This window comes from Pedobacter sp. BS3, from assembly GCF_008274585.1.
Classification (GTDB): domain Bacteria; phylum Bacteroidota; class Bacteroidia; order Sphingobacteriales; family Sphingobacteriaceae; genus Hufsiella_A.
In genome coordinates this window covers 46,978-63,887 of record NZ_VTRT01000004.1, presented here as the reverse complement: position 1 = coordinate 63,887, position 16,910 = coordinate 46,978, and the positions used below count along the sequence as shown (strand labels likewise).

Annotated in this window: 18 protein-coding genes; 8 read left to right on the top strand and 10 right to left on the bottom strand. The window is 40.7% G+C overall.

Going from position 1 to position 16,910, the window contains the following annotated elements; genetic code table 11:
* Nucleotides 1-105: 105 nt before the first annotated feature.
* Entirely contained in the window at nucleotides 106-684 is a 579-nt protein-coding gene (gene purN, locus FW774_RS12055) for a phosphoribosylglycinamide formyltransferase (RefSeq protein WP_149348457.1), read from the bottom strand.
* A 151-nt stretch (nucleotides 685-835) separates the two neighbouring features.
* Between purN and FW774_RS12050 the strand changes: the two genes are divergently transcribed.
* Complete coding sequence (locus FW774_RS12050; protein ID WP_149348456.1) at nucleotides 836-1,396, top strand: type 1 glutamine amidotransferase domain-containing protein; 561 nt, start codon at nucleotides 836-838, stop codon at nucleotides 1,394-1,396.
* A gap of 135 nt (nucleotides 1,397-1,531) precedes the next feature.
* Here FW774_RS12050 and msrA read toward each other — a convergent pair whose 3' ends face one another.
* From msrA to FW774_RS12025, 5 genes are all read right to left on the bottom strand, one after another.
* Nucleotides 1,532-2,071 (bottom strand): peptide-methionine (S)-S-oxide reductase MsrA, encoded by a 540-nt coding sequence (gene msrA / locus FW774_RS12045; protein WP_317132762.1) that lies wholly within the window; start codon nucleotides 2,069-2,071, stop codon nucleotides 1,532-1,534.
* Nucleotides 2,072-2,129: 58 nt separating this feature from the next.
* The gene (locus tag FW774_RS12040) at nucleotides 2,130-3,185 is read right to left on the bottom strand and encodes a hypothetical protein (protein ID WP_149348454.1); all 1,056 of its coding nucleotides are present in this window, start codon (nucleotides 3,183-3,185) and stop codon (nucleotides 2,130-2,132) included.
* 62 nt (nucleotides 3,186-3,247) lie between these two features.
* Complete coding sequence (locus FW774_RS12035; protein WP_149348453.1) at nucleotides 3,248-4,138, bottom strand: class I SAM-dependent methyltransferase; 891 nt, start codon at nucleotides 4,136-4,138, stop codon at nucleotides 3,248-3,250.
* Between the two features lie 54 nt (nucleotides 4,139-4,192).
* Entirely contained in the window at nucleotides 4,193-4,945 is a 753-nt protein-coding gene (locus FW774_RS12030; RefSeq protein ID WP_149348452.1) for an ABC transporter ATP-binding protein, read from the bottom strand.
* Nucleotides 4,942-5,673 (bottom strand): MlaE family ABC transporter permease, encoded by a 732-nt coding sequence (locus tag FW774_RS12025; RefSeq protein ID WP_149348451.1) that lies wholly within the window; start codon nucleotides 5,671-5,673, stop codon nucleotides 4,942-4,944. The genes FW774_RS12030 and FW774_RS12025 overlap by 4 nt, the downstream gene beginning before the upstream one ends.
* A 208-nt stretch (nucleotides 5,674-5,881) precedes the next feature.
* On the opposite strand from FW774_RS12025, the gene FW774_RS12020 reads away from it, so the two are divergent.
* From FW774_RS12020 to dtd, 4 genes are all read left to right on the top strand, one after another.
* Nucleotides 5,882-6,583 (top strand): SDR family oxidoreductase, encoded by a 702-nt coding sequence (locus FW774_RS12020; protein WP_149348450.1) that lies wholly within the window; start codon nucleotides 5,882-5,884, stop codon nucleotides 6,581-6,583.
* A gap of 130 nt (nucleotides 6,584-6,713) precedes the next feature.
* Nucleotides 6,714-7,142, top strand: coding sequence for a PspC domain-containing protein (locus FW774_RS12015; protein WP_187774885.1), 429 nt, complete (start codon nucleotides 6,714-6,716; stop codon nucleotides 7,140-7,142).
* A 6-nt stretch (nucleotides 7,143-7,148) separates the two neighbouring features.
* Nucleotides 7,149-8,093, top strand: coding sequence for a LiaI-LiaF-like domain-containing protein (locus FW774_RS12010; RefSeq protein WP_149348448.1), 945 nt, complete (start codon nucleotides 7,149-7,151; stop codon nucleotides 8,091-8,093).
* Nucleotides 8,094-8,546: 453 nt separating this feature from the next.
* Nucleotides 8,547-8,999 carry a D-aminoacyl-tRNA deacylase gene (gene dtd, locus FW774_RS12005; protein ID WP_149348447.1) on the top strand — a complete coding sequence of 151 codons (453 nt, stop codon included), beginning with the start codon at nucleotides 8,547-8,549 and terminating at the stop codon, nucleotides 8,997-8,999.
* A 39-nt stretch (nucleotides 9,000-9,038) separates the two neighbouring features.
* Here dtd and FW774_RS12000 read toward each other — a convergent pair whose 3' ends face one another.
* From FW774_RS12000 to FW774_RS11985, 4 genes are all read right to left on the bottom strand, one after another.
* Nucleotides 9,039-9,488, bottom strand: coding sequence for a PIN domain-containing protein (locus FW774_RS12000; protein ID WP_149348446.1), 450 nt, complete (start codon nucleotides 9,486-9,488; stop codon nucleotides 9,039-9,041).
* A complete protein-coding gene (locus FW774_RS11995) occupies nucleotides 9,457-9,690 on the bottom strand; it encodes a hypothetical protein (RefSeq protein WP_149348445.1) in 234 nt (77 codons plus the stop codon). Before FW774_RS11995 ends, FW774_RS12000 begins: the two co-directional genes overlap by 32 nt.
* Before the next feature lie 344 nt (nucleotides 9,691-10,034).
* Nucleotides 10,035-12,536, bottom strand: coding sequence for a tetratricopeptide repeat protein (locus FW774_RS11990; RefSeq protein WP_149348444.1), 2,502 nt, complete (start codon nucleotides 12,534-12,536; stop codon nucleotides 10,035-10,037).
* Between the two features lie 51 nt (nucleotides 12,537-12,587).
* A complete protein-coding gene (locus FW774_RS11985) occupies nucleotides 12,588-13,448 on the bottom strand; it encodes a hypothetical protein (RefSeq protein ID WP_149348443.1) in 861 nt (286 codons plus the stop codon).
* A 541-nt stretch (nucleotides 13,449-13,989) separates the two neighbouring features.
* On the opposite strand from FW774_RS11985, the gene FW774_RS11980 reads away from it, so the two are divergent.
* The 3 genes from FW774_RS11980 to FW774_RS11970 all read left to right on the top strand — a co-directional run bounded on the left by FW774_RS11980 (nucleotide 13,990) and on the right by FW774_RS11970 (nucleotide 16,833).
* Nucleotides 13,990-14,787 (top strand): response regulator transcription factor, encoded by a 798-nt coding sequence (locus tag FW774_RS11980; protein WP_149348442.1) that lies wholly within the window; start codon nucleotides 13,990-13,992, stop codon nucleotides 14,785-14,787.
* Between the two features lie 255 nt (nucleotides 14,788-15,042).
* Nucleotides 15,043-15,846 carry a LuxR C-terminal-related transcriptional regulator gene (locus FW774_RS11975; RefSeq protein ID WP_149348441.1) on the top strand — a complete coding sequence of 268 codons (804 nt, stop codon included), beginning with the start codon at nucleotides 15,043-15,045 and terminating at the stop codon, nucleotides 15,844-15,846.
* 168 nt (nucleotides 15,847-16,014) lie between these two features.
* Nucleotides 16,015-16,833, top strand: a complete 819-nt coding sequence (locus tag FW774_RS11970) for an alpha/beta fold hydrolase (protein ID WP_149348440.1) — start codon at nucleotides 16,015-16,017, stop codon at nucleotides 16,831-16,833.
* The last annotated feature ends 77 nt before the right edge of the window (nucleotides 16,834-16,910 follow it).

Here is a 16,910-nt window from a genome sequence, read left to right as displayed (position 1 = left end):
ATGATGGCTATTTGACGAAAATATACTGTTATTGTTACTAATACTCCATAATTTGTAACTGTTAGGTAAGTAATCTTAGAGTGGGTAGATTATTCTGATATGACTCTAACTCTTCATTTTCTTCAGCAGCGACTCCACCACTTTGGGGTAATGCGTATGTTCCAACTGCTGAATTTTAAACTTCACCATTTCCAGGTCGTCAGTTTTATCAATTTTGCATCGCGACTGATGAATAAACTCACCTTCATCAAAATTTTCATTCACAAAATGAATGGTAATGCCTGTTTCTTCTTCATTGTTAGCCAGCACTGCCTTATGTACATGGTCGCCATACATGCCTTTGCCGCCATATTTAGGCAACAATGCCGGATGAATATTGATGATTTTATTTGGATATGCTTTTAAAAGATTATCGGGAACCAGCCATAAAAATCCGGCCAGCACTACAATATCAACCTGCAGGTTTTTAAGGAGGTTAACAATGTTATCGGTATGATAAAACTCTTGCCGGTCGAACACATGCGAGGGTATCTCAAAATTATCGGCACGCTGCAATACATAGGCATCGGGATTGTTGCTTAAAACAATAACAACCTCACCTTCATGATGCCGCTTAAAATATTCCATAATTTTTTGGGCATTAGACCCCGAACCCGACGCGAATATGGCTATCCTCTTTTTCAAACTTTAACCTCCTTTGTCCAAATATATTGTTTTTGTTACATTGGTACAATTCCGGCGCAGTAATACCGCCAAATTGCTCCTATTTTATAAATCCTTAAACAAATTTCATGCAGTTGTATTATTATTCTATATACCTTAATAATTGAAAAACATGGAAAAGCTGAGTGGAAAGAAAATTGCAATTCTGTCTGAAAACGGATTTGAAGAAGATGAACTTACCAGCCCGAAAGAAGCGCTGGAACAGGCAGGCGCTACCGTTCAGGTGGTATCTCCCCAACGGGATAAAATAAGGGCAATGAAAAATCACAACTGGTCTGTTGAAGTTCCGGTAGACCGGCATATCTCCGAAGTTAGCGCCAGCGAATATGACGGCTTAATGCTTCCGGGAGGAGTAATGAACCCGGATCAGTTGCGGCTAAATGAGGATGCTGTACGCTTTGTACGTGAGTTTTTTGAAAGTGGAAAACCGGTTGCAGCCATCTGTCATGGCCCGCAAACGTTAATTACTGCGGATGTATTGCACGGACGTCGTGTAACCTCATATCCATCGATCAAACCAGACCTCATTAATGCCGGTGCAACCTGGACTGATGAGGAAGTGGTGACCGATCACGGCCTGGTTACCAGCAGAACTCCGGCAGACTTACCGGCTTTTAACAGAAAGATGTGCGAGGAATTCGCCGAAGGCGTGCATGCGGAGCAGCATGCTTAAATCTAAAATAACCGGCAGTTGGCATAGTTAATTGAAACTGCCGGTATTAATTTCCTCAACAATTTTGTAACCAGTTTCTGCTACAATTATCAAAAACAAAGACAAAAATTATAACTGGTACGGCCTGATTGAAATTTACAATAATTCCGGCTTTATTTTGTCGGCAAACTCGCGGGCAAACTTGTTAAGCTTAGGCTGGATAACAAACGAGCAGTAGGGCTTATCGGCATTATCGTTAAAATAATTCTGATGATAATCCTCGGCTTTATAAAATATACTTGCAGGCTCTATTTGGGTCATAATGGGCTGATCGAATACGTGCGCCTGTTCTAATTGCGCTATCATATCCTCAGCCTGCTGTTTTTGCTCATCGGAATAATAGAATATTACCGAGCGATACTGCGTACCCACATCATTACCCTGCCGGTTAAGCGTGGTTGGATTATGGGTTTTAAAGAATATCAGCAAAAGCTCCTCATAGCTGATCACCTGGGGATCAAATGTTATATCTATCACTTCTGCATGGCCGGTATCTCCGGTACATACTTCCGGGTATGTCGGGTTTTCTTTATGACCGCCCATATACCCCGAAACAACTTTTTCCACACCTTTTAACGTTTGAAAAACAGCTTCGGTGCACCAGAAGCAGCCTGCTCCAAATGTTGCTCTCTGCATTTCCATATCCCTGTAAAAACGAATAAACCCGCCATTGGTTTTTGACGGGTCTATTGAACTATTGATATTGAATGTAAATCGGTTTTGGTGTAAGTTTTAACAGTTCTTCGGGAGTCATCATCCGGTTAGGTGCTTTCTTCAGATCATTTTTATAAAAAAGCTTGAACCCGGTGAATTGCACCGGATGATCGCGTACAAAATAGCGGTAGCTTCCCTTTTTCAGATCAGGCTCGCCCCAGCCATCCATATTTATCACCATCTGCACTTCAGGATGCAGCTTGATATTCTCGGCATTGGTAAGCATTTTTTTGGTAAACCGGTGAACCACAAAAACTTTTGGCGGAAGGTTGTATTTTTTTACCAGGTTTACCAGGTAATTAGAACAATAGTTTACATCAGCCGCATCATACGTCCCGATTTTTTTACCGGGCAGCGTACCGTCTTTCATCGAAAATTCAGGGTCTATGCCTAAATGCACATTGGGTAATTTCAGATATTTTTCTAACAGTGGTAATTCGGTATGAATGTTACTAAGCGCCACCTGTATATCCAGAAACACAATAGCATTGATACGCTTAGCTATCGAAAGCACAGAATCTACCTGCTTATCGGGCATGCGGAAACGGTGCTTGCCATCTTTGCCGGGATCGCCCTGCGCCACTACGGCAATATAGTGCAATGCAGGCTGCACTGGTGTTTGCGGATCGTCTTTCTCCCATCTCCTTATTTCAGTCTTCAATTTTGCGAGCATCTCTGTAGGCGGAAGCTCTCCTAAAATACCCATACGCTTGGAGTACAGGTTTCCGTAATAGGCAACAATCCGTTTAAACGGAAGTATAGCGCCCGGAAGCGGGTATGGCTGATTTTTTACGGGCCATTTTCCGGTAGTATCGCCGTTAGCCAGGGCCTTAACCCGTTTATTATAATCGGCAGTGTCAATAGGCGGATAATTTGCCGGTGCAGCAGCCTGTACGGTATCTGCTTTGGTACTATCGGCAGAATTTTTAACTTTTCCGGCAGATTTTGCCGTATTATTGCCCTTGCAATTGGTAAAAAGTACAATTGCGACTGTTGCTAAAATGATATTTTTTAGTAACCGTTTAGTCCTGATCATGCTGTTTATTGCTATTGTAACGATGTTGTTATTAACCGGCAAGTTTACGATAAAAAATTCATCTATTTACTGCCCGTTTTACAGAATTTTCCGAATACGCCAAGCGGTAATTTACTGCCGGCTTTTGCCTGTAAATACAGCTCCCCGGTTTCTAACTGATCAGCTTGTGGCTGAGCCTGCCGGATAAGATTTTCAACAATAACCGACGAAAATCCTAAGGAATAGGTGTTTAATATGAGGAAGTGCTCTTCACGGTCAAGCAACTGTACTACATCCTGCATCATTTCGCGGATATTGTCTTCCAGCTTCCATTTTTCGCCGTTAGGCCCGTGTCCGTATGCAGGCGGATCGAGGATGATGCCATGATAGGTTTTACCACGTTTCAGCTCCCGTTTTACAAATTTCAGGGCATCCTCAACTACCCAGCGAATATCTTTTAAGCCGGATAATTCCTGATTCTCATTGGCCCAGGTCACTACCTGTTTAATGGAGTCAACATGCGTGGTATCGGCTCCGGCAGCACGGGCAATGAGCGAAGCGCCACCCGTATAGGCAAACAGGTTCAGCACCCGCGGCTGCGATGTTTTAAACGTTTTGATGCAGGACAAAATATAATCCCAGTTAACGGCCTGCTCCGGAAAAATGCCCACGTGTTTAAAGGATGTTAGCGCCAGCCTGAAACGTATCTCAACATCGTTGTTACGATAGGAAATATGCCAGCGATCGGGAGTTTTCGGATTTTTCTTTATCCAGTCGCCCGCTGTTGCCGAACGGCCTTTAAACCGGATATGATGCAAGCGCTGCCATTCACTTTCGGATAGTTGTTTGCCCCAGACTGCCTGCGGTTCGGGCCGGATAAGAATGATATGGCCAAAACGTTCCAGTTTTTCAAAATCTCCACAATCAATCAGTTCGTAATCTTTCCAGTGTTGTGGCGTAAGCAGTTGAATCATTTATATATTACAATAAGTTGAGCGAAGGATAGCTTTTAATATGATCGTTTAATTCTAAAACTTCTCTTTTGCAGCTTTCATAAACCGGCTGGCAAATACAAAGTCATTGAGCTCTTTATTATCTGTATGAGCAATTTCCTTGTTTGAGCCTTCCCAATATTTTTTACCCTCGTGTAAAAAGATGATATAATCGCCAATGCCCATTACCGAGTTCATATCGTGGGTAACCACAATGGTAGTGGTGTTATATTCTTCGGTAATTTCCTTGATCAGCTCATCGATCACAATAGATGTTTTAGGGTCAAGCCCGGAGTTTGGCTCATCGCAAAACAGATATTTGGGATTCATGGCGATGGCCCGTGCAATACCTACCCGCTTTTTCATCCCGCCAGATAATTCGGCAGGATAAAGCTTATTCTTACCTTCCAGGTTAACCCGCTCTAAACAAAAATTTACACGGTCAAGCTTTTCCTTATGCTTTTGTTCGGTGAACATATTAAGAGGGAACATCACATTTTCCTCAACCGTCATGGAATCAAACAGCGCCGACCCCTGGAAAAGCATCCCGATTTCTTTACGGATATCGATGCGCTGCTCAAAATTCATCCGGGTAAAATCGCGGCCATCGTAAAGAACCGTACCATGTGTAGGCGCATGTAAACCAACCATACATTTCAGTAAAGTGGTTTTTCCCGAACCGGAACCGCCAATAATGAGATTGGTTATGCCTGCTTCGAATTTCCCCGAAATACCTTTCAGCACCTCATGGTCGTCAAATGATTTGTAAATATCTTTAATCTCAATCATAACATCAATTGCGTAATTACGTAGTCGGCAGCTAAAATAGAGATACAGTTAATTACAACGGCTTTGGTACTTGCCTGGGCCACTTCCAATGCGCCTCCTTTAACGTAAAAGCCATGATATGCTGATACCGATGTGATCAAAAACCCGAATACAACCGCCTTTACCAAAGCTACGTTAATGGTATACGGATTAAAATCGGTGGTAATACCCTGCATATATTCTGCGGGAGTAACAGCGCCGGAAATAGTACCGCCCAGGTAACCGCCGGTAATGCTCAGGAACATGGCAAAAATAACCAGCAAGGGAACCATGGTGACCCCGCTGATAATTTTAGGCAGAATGAGGTATCCCGGCGCATTGATGCCCATAATTTCCAGGGCATCGATCTGCTCTGAAACTCGCATGGTTCCAATCTCTGATGAAATGGACGAACCGATCTTACCGGCAAGCACAATAGCGCTGATGGTAGGGCTCAGTTCCAGGATGGTAGAGTCGCGGTTTACCGAGCCGATTATCGTTTTCGGTATAAAATCGCTAACTAACTGAAACGCAATTTGCAGGGTCATAACCGCCCCGATGAATGTAGATATAATGGCAATAAGCCCCAGCGAACCTACACCAATGTAATTCATCTGGCTGATGATCTGCTTCCAGTAAATTTTCCACTTTTCAGGCTTCCTGAAAACAGATTTGAGTAAAAGAATATATCTTCCGAAATTGTAAAACATCTTTTTTTAGTGTAATGTCAACAAAATAATATTTATTCAAACGTTCAAAAATACAGGTTGGCCTGTCGACCGGATTATTAATATATTTTTAATTTTCATCAATACATCAATAAACCCCTTGCCGGATTTTTTAATTTTTAATTTTGAATTTTGACTTAACATTAGTTTGGTAAAAATAAGTTTTTGATAGTATATAAATTGAATTTTTATGAACGCGGTTATTACAGGGGCAACCAAAGGTATGGGCAGGGCCATTGCCGTAAAATTGGCACGACAAGGATATGACCTGGCTTTTTGTGCCCGGAACGAGGCAGAAATTGCAAGGCTAAAGGATGAACTTTTATCCATAAATAATCAGGCAACAGTAATTGGCTTTCCGGCCGATTGTGCTAAAAAACAACAATTGGAGCAGTTTGTAAACCTGGTACAACAACATTTTAAGCAGGTGGATGTTTTGATAAATAACGCGGGAATGTATGTTCCGGCAACATTGCTGGATGAAGATGACGACATTCTCAACCAGCAACTGGCTGTCAACCTGCTGGCGCCGTACTACCTGTCAAAACAGTTTGGTAAAATAATGCGGTCATGGCGGCGGGGCCACATTATAAACATTGTTTCTGTAGCTGCGCTAAACCCGGTTACCCGGGCCGGTTCATATTCTGTAACAAAGGCGGCCTTGCTGAGTCTAACAAAAGCATTGCGACAGGAGCTGATGCCTCACGGAATAAAAGTTACGGCAATTCTGCCCGGTTCAACGTTAACCGATTCGTGGAAAGGCACTGAAATTCCGGCAGAGCGCTTTGTGCAGGCCGAGGATGTGGCGTTGGCGGTGTCCGGCTGTTTAACTATGAGCGTTGGCTGCAATGTAGATGAAATAATAATACAGCCTGTTAAAGGCGAGGTTTGATAACAGACTGCCCGCGTTTGTAACGCGGATGGCAGAAAACAGCGATTCCCGAATGGTCGGGACACGTGCATCGCTTTAACCGTAAAGCCGGAAACCGAAGGCAATGGCTTTGCATGAAAATAAAAAAATTATGGAAAAGAAACTTCAGCGTGATGAGAATAATAAGATGATTGCCGGGGTAGCTGCCGGGCTGGGAGAATATTTCGACATTGACCCCACATGGATACGGCTTGCCTTTGTTATTACCACACTGGCCGGGCTGTTAGGTTTCTGGATCTATATAGCGATGTGGATCGTGGTTCCCGTTAGGCCGTACACACCGTTTACCGGACAGAAAACTGCCGAAACGCAGCCCAACCTGCCCAATAAGCCATCTAAGGGCCGGGTTATCGGCGGATGTATCCTGATATTTTTAGGACTTTATTTCCTTACCGATCAGTTTGATATTCTGCCGTTTTGGTTCACGTTTGAAAAATTGTGGCCGCTGGTGCTGATCATACCGGGAATTATCATCCTGCTTAAAGCAGGAAAAAACAATGGCAGCAAACCAATAAATTAAAACGTTATGAGAACAGAGAATGTAATTTGGGGACTTGTTTTATTGTTTGTTGGCGGTATTATGCTGCTCAATAACTTTGGTGTAATTGATTTTAGCTGGGGAGCTATATGGCAATTCTGGCCCGTGATATTGATCCTGGCAGGAGCGAATATGCTGTTCTCGCGATCGCACTCAGCTGCCGGCGCCGCATTGGCCGTTGTTGCTACCGTATGTGTGTTAGCCTTTGTCGCTTATCAGGGCCTCACCAATAAATACCGCTCACCTTTATGGTTCAGGTATGAGGATAATGGCAACTGGAACGATAACGATACGTTACGTAAATCTACCCATCAAACCTTTGCCGAACCTTTCGATGTCCAGGTTAAACGTGCCGAACTAACTGTAACGGGCGGCGCTTCTGATTATAAATTAAAAGATACTACCACCGATTTATTTAAGGCCGATGTAAAACAGCATATCGGTAATTATTCGTTACAACGTACGAGCAGGGATTCGTTGGAAATACTGGAATTTAGGATGCAGGGCAAAAACCACAACTGGAACATGAGCGACATGGACGAAAACAACGTAACCATGCTGCTAAATACCGATCCGCTTTGGAATATTAACCTGAAACTGGGCGCCGGTGAAGCTGAGCTTGACCTTCGGCCGTTTAAGGTTGAGAATATCACTATAAAAGGTGGCGCTGCGTCATTCGAGCTTAAGCTGGGTATGCCTCAAACCGTAACCAACATTACGGCAGAAACCGGCATGGCCGAAGTGAAAGTATCTGTCCCGAAAGAAGCAGGTTGCCAGATATGGGTAAAAACCGGTATCAGCTCACGCGATTTTGATGGTTTTACCAAACAAGCCGACGGCTCATATACTACCGCGAATTATGCATCGGCTACCAAAAAGATCATCATCCGGCTAAAAGGTGGCCTGTCTGACTACGAGATTGAACGGTATTAGCTGGTTGATTAGTGATTAGTGATTAGTGATTAGTGGTTAGTTTACGGTTTTTGGAACTTTTATAGCGTTTACGGCGTTACAAACGCCGGAGATCTATGCACCCGTTTTGCAAACGAGCGCAAGCAGAGTTCAGATTGTTTAATTGTTGCATTGCTATATTGTTATGAGTTACGTATTACGGGCCACATAACTTATAACTCACAACTCGTAACACATTTATTCGTTCTGTCTTTTCGGATCTTCCCGTCTTCCGGACTATCCGGCTAATGAACCATGAACTATAAGCCAACTCCTACCTTCCCACCTTTTACCTATCTTTGTCTAAAATCTAAAATCTCACATCTAATATCTAATATCTAATATCTAATATCTAATATCTAATATCTAATATCTAATATCTAATATCTAATATCTAATATCTAATATCTAATATCTAATATCTAATATCTAACTATGCGGGCAGTAATACAACGGGTAAGCGAAGCATCGGTCATTGTAAACAATATGGCTACCGGGTCTATCGAGCACGGCTTTGTGGTATTGTTGGGCATTGAAGATGCCGACACTCCGCAAGACGTGGAATGGCTGGCTCAGAAAATTGTAAACCTTCGTATTTTTAGCGATGAACAGGGATTAATGAACAAAGCCCTCGCCGATGTTGATGGGCGTATCCTCCTGATATCTCAGTTTACTTTATTTGCACAAACAAGAAAGGGAAACCGCCCATCCTTTATACGTGCCGCGAGACCCGATAAAGCTATTCCACTGTATGAGCTTATGATCAAGACCCTTGAATCGCTTACTCATAAAAACATCTCCACCGGCATTTTTGGTGCCGACATGAAAGTTCAGCTTATTAATGACGGCCCGGTAACCATCGTAATAGACACAAAGAATAAGGAATGAGATGGATGTGAAGCGAGCGCTTCAGACAACAGGATTAGGTTATTTCTTTAAATTTTCAATTATCTCTAAAAATTTATCTGCGTTAATTATCCTCATGGCAGGAAAGGTTAAATCTTTTGCCTCATTGAAGTGTGCGTCATTCGTTATTAAATAATCGGCACTACCTGCGATAGCGGCGTCAAAAAACTTATTACCATCAGCATCGGATTTAATCACACGCCAGGCATAAAAGATACGCTTGTAAACAACATCCGGCGATTCGGACAAAATTCCCATTACCAAATCTGCGGCACCGGGAGCAGAATATTCATTTAATATTTCTTCATATTCATGAATAATTTCTTCAGATATAATCAATTGAAAATCTCCATTAATAAAAGCATTCCAAATGGGCCTAAAACGGCTTCGCTTTCCAATGCAACGAGCAATACGTTTGAATCTATAACAACCTGCATGCTTATTTTTTATGCTGTGTTCTGTGGTGGGCATGGATCATCTTATCATAATCTTCTTCTGTGATATTTTTTTCCTGTTCCCAACGTTCAACCACATCGTCCAACTGCCTGCCTAAAAGTTGCACAGCCAGGTGTTTTAATTGTTTGAAATACTCTTCCGGCAAAGGCTTGCGCAACAATCGTAGCATATCCAGTTGTTGTTCATTTAAATGCGAATCATTTAATACTGTTCTCATAATTTCCACTTTTGTCTTTCTCAAAAATAAACATTTCCCGTACACGCTTTCTCTCACAGAACAGAAAGCCTGGGGCACAAGGTAGGTCTCACATAGTCCGGCAGTGTCGTTGTTTATTATTTATTGATGGCATTACACCTCAAAAATCAGCTATGCCAGTTTAAAGCCATGCAAGTACAAAGCTATCCTAAAAAATAGTGTTTTTTAAAATCTTATAGGTATTTTTAACACGTTAAACCAACAAAGCCAGTATCAGACCATGCAATACACAAACTATAATGAAAAACAGGTAGAGTTGTTTTTTCTCCATGGATAGTAGGCTTGATGGTTAACATATAGTCCAGCTAATTCATGACAAAATTTCCATGACTATCGAAGCTGATAAAATTAACCTTTGTCGCATTATCATTAAATCTTTTCAATTCTTCTGCAGCCTGTTTAGAAATATTATCAAACATATATCCATAGTCATCAAAAACAATTACCCAGCCACCATTGGTGGTAAATGTTATGTAATTAATAGTTGATTTGCTGGCATTCAGTTCTCTGATTTTATTGGCCAGTTGATTCGGGATACCATCAAAATCACATCCATTAGAGCCATTAATAACTACCCAGCCTCCTGAAGGGGAAATAGCAACATTGGATATACGAAGATTTGATTTATAACATTTCTGAATTGCTGCCGCCATAGCCATTGGAATATTATTATAAGAATAACCTTTATTGTTATCTATTATAAAAACGTATCCTTTACTTGTAATTAGCACCTGATTAATGCTTCTGTTTTCACGCACCAGCGAATTTAATTTATTTATTGCCTCCGCATTTATCTTATTAGCTTTTATTTTACTACCATCGTATACCATACAATATCCACCATTAGGGCTCATGGTTATTCCGGTGATTTTATGTTCTTCTTTCAGGTAGTCAATCTGCTGAGATAAAGCGGGCGTAATGCCATTATAAATTATCCTGTTAAGCGCATAATCTGTTCTAAATTCAGGCAATTTCCGCTCCTCTAAAGCTATATTCCAGCGTCTTTCCCATTTTTCTGCCTCCTTAGCGTTTATATCTGCTACTTTCTTTGTAAGCCGGTTATAGTTGCTGTCGTAGTACTCAAAATTACCGGTTTTATATAAAGTTGTTACCCGCATCAGCGCCTGCACATCGTCCATTGACGCAGCCTTTTTTAGATAATCTATCGCCACATCATTTTTATCATTTTTCAGGTATTCAACCGACCGGTTATTCAAAACCTGAATAGCATATTGACAGGCATAGGCTTTCCTGCTACTATCTGCCTTTAAATACAGGTTGATTAACTGTTCATCGTTTTCAGGCGTATGCTGCTGTTTTTCAAGATAAAGTTTTGCAATCACAATCATGGCCTCTTCATCTCCCATACCCGCCGCCTTATTAAAAAATACCAATGCCGAATCAGGCTTTCCAAGTAACGCGTAATTATCTATACCTTTCACAAACCAATCCTCAGCGGTAAACGTCTTTGGTGTAGCTTCTTCATCTTTTTTGTATTTATGTTCCTTAATGAGCTTATCAATTCTTTTGACATTATAATTTCCATATTTTCTGACGTAATTATATCCACGATGCGATTCGCCCCAGTCGGCATATTTTTGCCACCATACTTTTGCCGCCTGTAAACCCTGTAACGTACCTTGTGTTTCATAAAACTTGGCGCTGGCTTCTAAAACTTCCCTATCATTGCCGTTTACCTTTAACTTACCATCCAAAAACAACGCGTAACTTCTCCATTTGGGAGTATTAATCCGCATCATTGCATCTGTATTGCCATATTTGGCAGCTTTATTGAGCCAATATGTTGCTAAGCTGTCATTTTTGAAAGTTCCACGTCCCTGGGCATAGTCCATTGCTAAGCCAAACATGGCCTTTGCATTATTTAGCTTAGCTACCCTTTCGTACATGGAATGAGCTGTAGTTAAATCGTACCCTTCTGCAACTTTGATATCTGCTAATGAAACAATATCATCGATATACCCTTTGGCTGCGTTGCGTTCAAGACGTTCTTTTCGCTCTTCTGCACTTTTCCTTGCCTGTTCCCTTCGTTCGGCCTCCCGTTGTGCACGTTCTTCACGCTCCCGGGCCTTCCTTTCCTGTGCTTCTATTAAAATGTTTCCAATAGACTGGATACCGTCTGTTATGGTTTGGGTTAACTGTTCCCGCTGCTGGTTCTGCTGATTAATGTAATTTTGCGTTTGCTGTAAAGCAAGCAATCCTGCCGATGGAGAATAGGTGCTTTTGGGCGTATATGAGGGTGTGTAAGATGTTGTACTGCCCCGTCCCGGACTTGAGGAACTAACAGTAGAAGCTGTTGTGTTTTGGTGAACTGCGTTAGTTGTACTTACGGCATCAAGGTTTTTAACCGAGGTAAATTGAAAGCCCACATTACTAATGCGGTTTACACCTATCTGTTTACCATTTTGATAGATAGGATTACCGGGACAAGCTTCACTTTCGGCAGAAGCTGTAAGACCGGTAGCGTCCATTATAAAGCTGTTTCCGCCTTTAGTCTCGCCGGGATTTAACGTAATATCAATATCAGCATTTGTTTGGTTACCGCAGGTTAATTTGGCATAATAATAACCGGTTATTTTCAATTTATGTTGTGTAAGATTACGGATTTGTATACCAAAAAATTGCTGCCCCATTCCCCATGAACGCTTACGCGTGTACATCTGCACATGAACTTGTGTATTGGATTGGTTAGGAAATGTAGATACATAATATTCATTTTCCTTGGCATCCTGAGCATGGATAAGGCTCCAGACTGAAGTTGCAAATACAAAAGTCAGGAAGAATTTCATTGCTTACTTAAATTTGATCAAACCTTAATACTATACCCCACAAGCAGCTCTCTATTTCTTGTTTCCAAATTGGAAATTTACGCCCCACCAGAATGCCTTAAACTTTTCAGTTAATACAGTAATTCCAAACCCATTTCCTATTTTATAATCAAGCCCCGCTGCATAATCAAAATCGGTATTACTTCCAGACACGCTCGTGCTGGTTTGATCGTCTCCGGCCGACATGGTAATATATGTTGTACCCGATGTACTAGCCATCGCTACCCCTGCCCTAAAAAATGGAAATGGGCCTTTATTCTTTTGCTCCGTTTTCCCCCATAACAAGTTTATAGGTAAATAACCGCTTAAAAAGGCTCGTCCGCCAAATGTATTAAGCTCATTTACAGTTTGAGGATACGTGTCATTCCACCCTTCATTCCATCCATAAGAAGATTCTAAACGACCATAAAACACGGACACTCCCCAATTTAAATAGTTAAAATTTTTCAATAGTCTCTTTTCACCAGATAACTCTATGGTAAAATTAGTTGTAACATTCTCATCTGTTTTGCCCAACGAGGCGAGTAATCTTACAGGCCGGTAATCCACCAAATCGGTTGTTGATGAAAGCTGTGACACAGGTTTTATACTATTTGCATCATTATGGGTTACCTGAGCCGATTTTGGTAATTCTGCAGTACTATTAAACGTTTCACGCTTACCGTTTTTGTAAATAATCATAAACACATCACGCTTGTTAATATTATAGGTAGGGCCATCCTGGAAATCAAAACTTTTATACTTAATTACATTTTCCTGCACTTCCAGTACTTTGGCTTTAATTTCTGTTTTATCATTTTTAATGATAACATCCTGGGCAAAAACGTTATAGCATATCATGCTACAAAACACAAAAAGTAATGTTTTATTCATATTTTTATTATTAGCATTGAATTAAACCCCTAAAATCTGAGATGATAAATACGCGACTGATAACATGCACCTTTCTCATTAGTCTTAACCTATTTTTGAACTAAATTACACAGGCATTATACCCCCATCAATAGCCATAAATGGCTATTGATTTTTTCATTTTTTTTGCCGATAAAATCGGCCCAACTATCAGAAAATCACCCTTAGCTTCATCATTAATCAACTTTTCGAATTCCCCCGTCCGATTTTTCATAAAAAGGTATCTCGGGACAAAATATCCCGAATACACTCAACAGGTAGAAATAATAGCTGTATAAATTAGTGTAGCGTATTGAGATATGTTTAGATGGATTAAGCCGTGTACAGGATAAGCATGTATAAAGAAAGCCGCTTAGCTATTGTGCTTTAATATTTTCTATTCTTAGAAAGCTTTGGTATTAAAGTCAGAAAAATACAATAAAAATTATGCTTTTATTTCTTAGGATATTATTGGAAAACCCAATAACTTTATTGTGAAGTTATTTAAAAGTCATCCTAAATCATGGCTTCAAAAAAATTAACCCAAACTTTTGAAAGCTACCTGAAAGATATCTATTTCAATAAGGATCTTATTGACGAGAATGAGGTTTTAGAAAAACTACACTATTTTAAGCAATTCAACGGCTTATATCATGGAACCATGCCGCTTTTTTTTGTTATAGATTATACCAGGCAGCAATACCTGGTACATGCGGGAACCAATAACGTGCTGCCCGGATATCAGCCCGAAGATTTCCTGGATGGCGGTATGGATATACTTAAATATGTCTGCAATAAAGACGACTTTAACATCTACAACCGTGAGATTTTCTCCCATAACTGCCAGGTATTAAAGGCTGTGCCGCAACAAGAGCATGGAAATTATATCTTTTCGCATACGTATAGAGTCAAAGCATCACGGAATGCCCAGGAACTGGTATTACTCCAAAGAGGCGGGTATATCACTTCACATCAAACTGGTTTACCGCTATATTCATTAGGTATGTGCATGGATATTACACCATTAAAAACCGAAACCAGTATACTTCATACCATAGAAAAAGGAACAGGACAAAAACTATTTTTTCAAACCATCGCCTGTAATTATTTTTTTCCAAACCAGGAAGACACCTTGCTCACCAGCAAAGAAAAGCAGGTACTATTATATATGACAGAAGGCCTGGCCACAAAAGAAATTGCCGACAAACTTAAAATTTCTGAAGCCACCGTTATTTGTCACCGGAAAAATATGATGAAAAAAACGAACACTAAAAATGGTATCGAACTGGCAACCTATTGTATCAGAAAAAAAATAATATGAATATGGCAACAAATTATTTACTTCCCCCGCATTACCAGGACAAGCCGTTGCGAAGGGCTAACGGAGGCCTTTTTGACATGAGGAAAGGCTTTTGGCAATGGAGATATTTAAATTTATGCGGATTTTAACTTTGAATTATTGATGCTTTTTTATTTTTTTACTAAGGTATAAATGAGCCCGCCAGTTGGCGGGGTTTAATCCCGGACCCCGAACTACTCGGGGGATTTCGCTTAACTCAACTTTTAACCTTTACCTATGCAGCTCGGCCGACCTATTGATTTTACATACCAAAAGCACCTGCAGAATATATACTACGCTAACGACATGATCGAGGACCGGGAGCTCATGGAGCTGCTTTCAAAATTTGAACGGTTAAGCGTAGCCATGCATTATACAGTACCTATGCTTTTCCTGATAGATTATACTAAATCGCAATATATTGTCATGACCAAAGCTGCCAAAATGATCACCGATTATGATCCCCGCGAATTCCTGGAAGGCGGCATTCCATTACTGATTGATGTTTTTCAGAAAGACGATTTCAGAATATATAACGAACAGGTTTTTACAGCTAATCTTCGATTTCTGCAGGGCCGGCCGAGGGAAGAACATCATCAATATATTTTTTCATACAATTACCGTGTGCGACATAAAAACGGACGGTACGTACCTATTTTACAACGGGGATGTTATATCACATCCAAAGAAACCCACCTGCCTCTATACAGCCTGGGAATGGTAATAGATATTTCGCATTTTAAAACCGACCGGACAATTTATCATACCATAGAAAAAACCGAAGAAGTAAATGGCTATATTACCAAACAGACCATTGAAACCAATTATTTTTATCCTTACGAAGAGGACAAGCTGCTAACCGAACATGAACGTTGCATTTTAGAGTATATGGCCGAAGGATGGAGCAGTAAACAGATAGCCTCTAAATTGAAATTAAGCGAAAACACCATAGCTAATCACCGGAAGAATATGCTTAAGAAAACCAATACTAAAAACGTGGCCGAATTAATAGCCTTTGCATGCAGAAGCAACCTGATTTGACATTGATTATAGATATAAGATGTGAGATTTAAGACATGAGATTTAAAATAATTTATACCTTATTATATATAACAAACACCGCAACATTTATTTATTCATTTTTCAAAACCATCAGCTTCTGATAACCTTTGTAAACTTTTGATTTTTAAATTTTGACTTTTTCAAACCATGCAAAAAATTATATTCTACCACGGCGGTCCCGGAATGAATGGCAACCCGGAAAGGCACTTACTCACCGAACCTTTAAAAAAAGCCGGGTTTGAACTGCTATGCTGGGATGAGCCTTCATCTTTGCGTCCTGGCGGTTACCCGTTTGAGCCGGAAAAAGCGTTTGAAAATTACCGGTTAAGCGCTGCGGAATTCCTGAACAGTCATGCCAGCAATGAAGATCCCGCTATCGTAATAATCTACTGTTTCAGCTCTTATATTATAAACCATCTCATTGCCACACACGCTGAAAGAATAAAACTGCTATGCATTATCAGCCCTGATTTCCATATAGAGAAATCAGAACGCAGCATTTTCAATAATCTGCTTAATGAGTTCAGGCTTCACCAGGAAACCGGCAAAGCCAGTCAGATGGAGGAAATAATAGCAAACTATTCGGGTAAATACGACGCAAATACGGAAAAAGGCTGGGAATTAGCTGCCAGCTGCCCCTATCTGTTCAATTTTTATTGGCACGATGAGCAGTTGATGCAGCAATACCTGCAATATTATCAGGATGAATACAGCATTGACCCTGAAAGCTTTTTTAATGTACGGGCGCAAATAAGCGAACCTGCGTTTAAAACGGATATTCCGGCCGTAGTTATCTATGGCAAACATGATCGTATTATCTCCATACCGGATGAAATTAAAGCGATACATGAGTACCTTAGCAACGTTGAAATTGTAGAACTGGAACACGCAGGCCATTATCCGCACATCGAAGAAACTGATAAAGTGATTTCAGTGATTAAAAGGAAAGCGGAAGCAACTAAATAGAGAAAAGAAACAAGATAGACAGCACAACCTTACTCCCTCCCTTAGGGAGGGCTAAGGTGGGCTAACAAACCAACTAA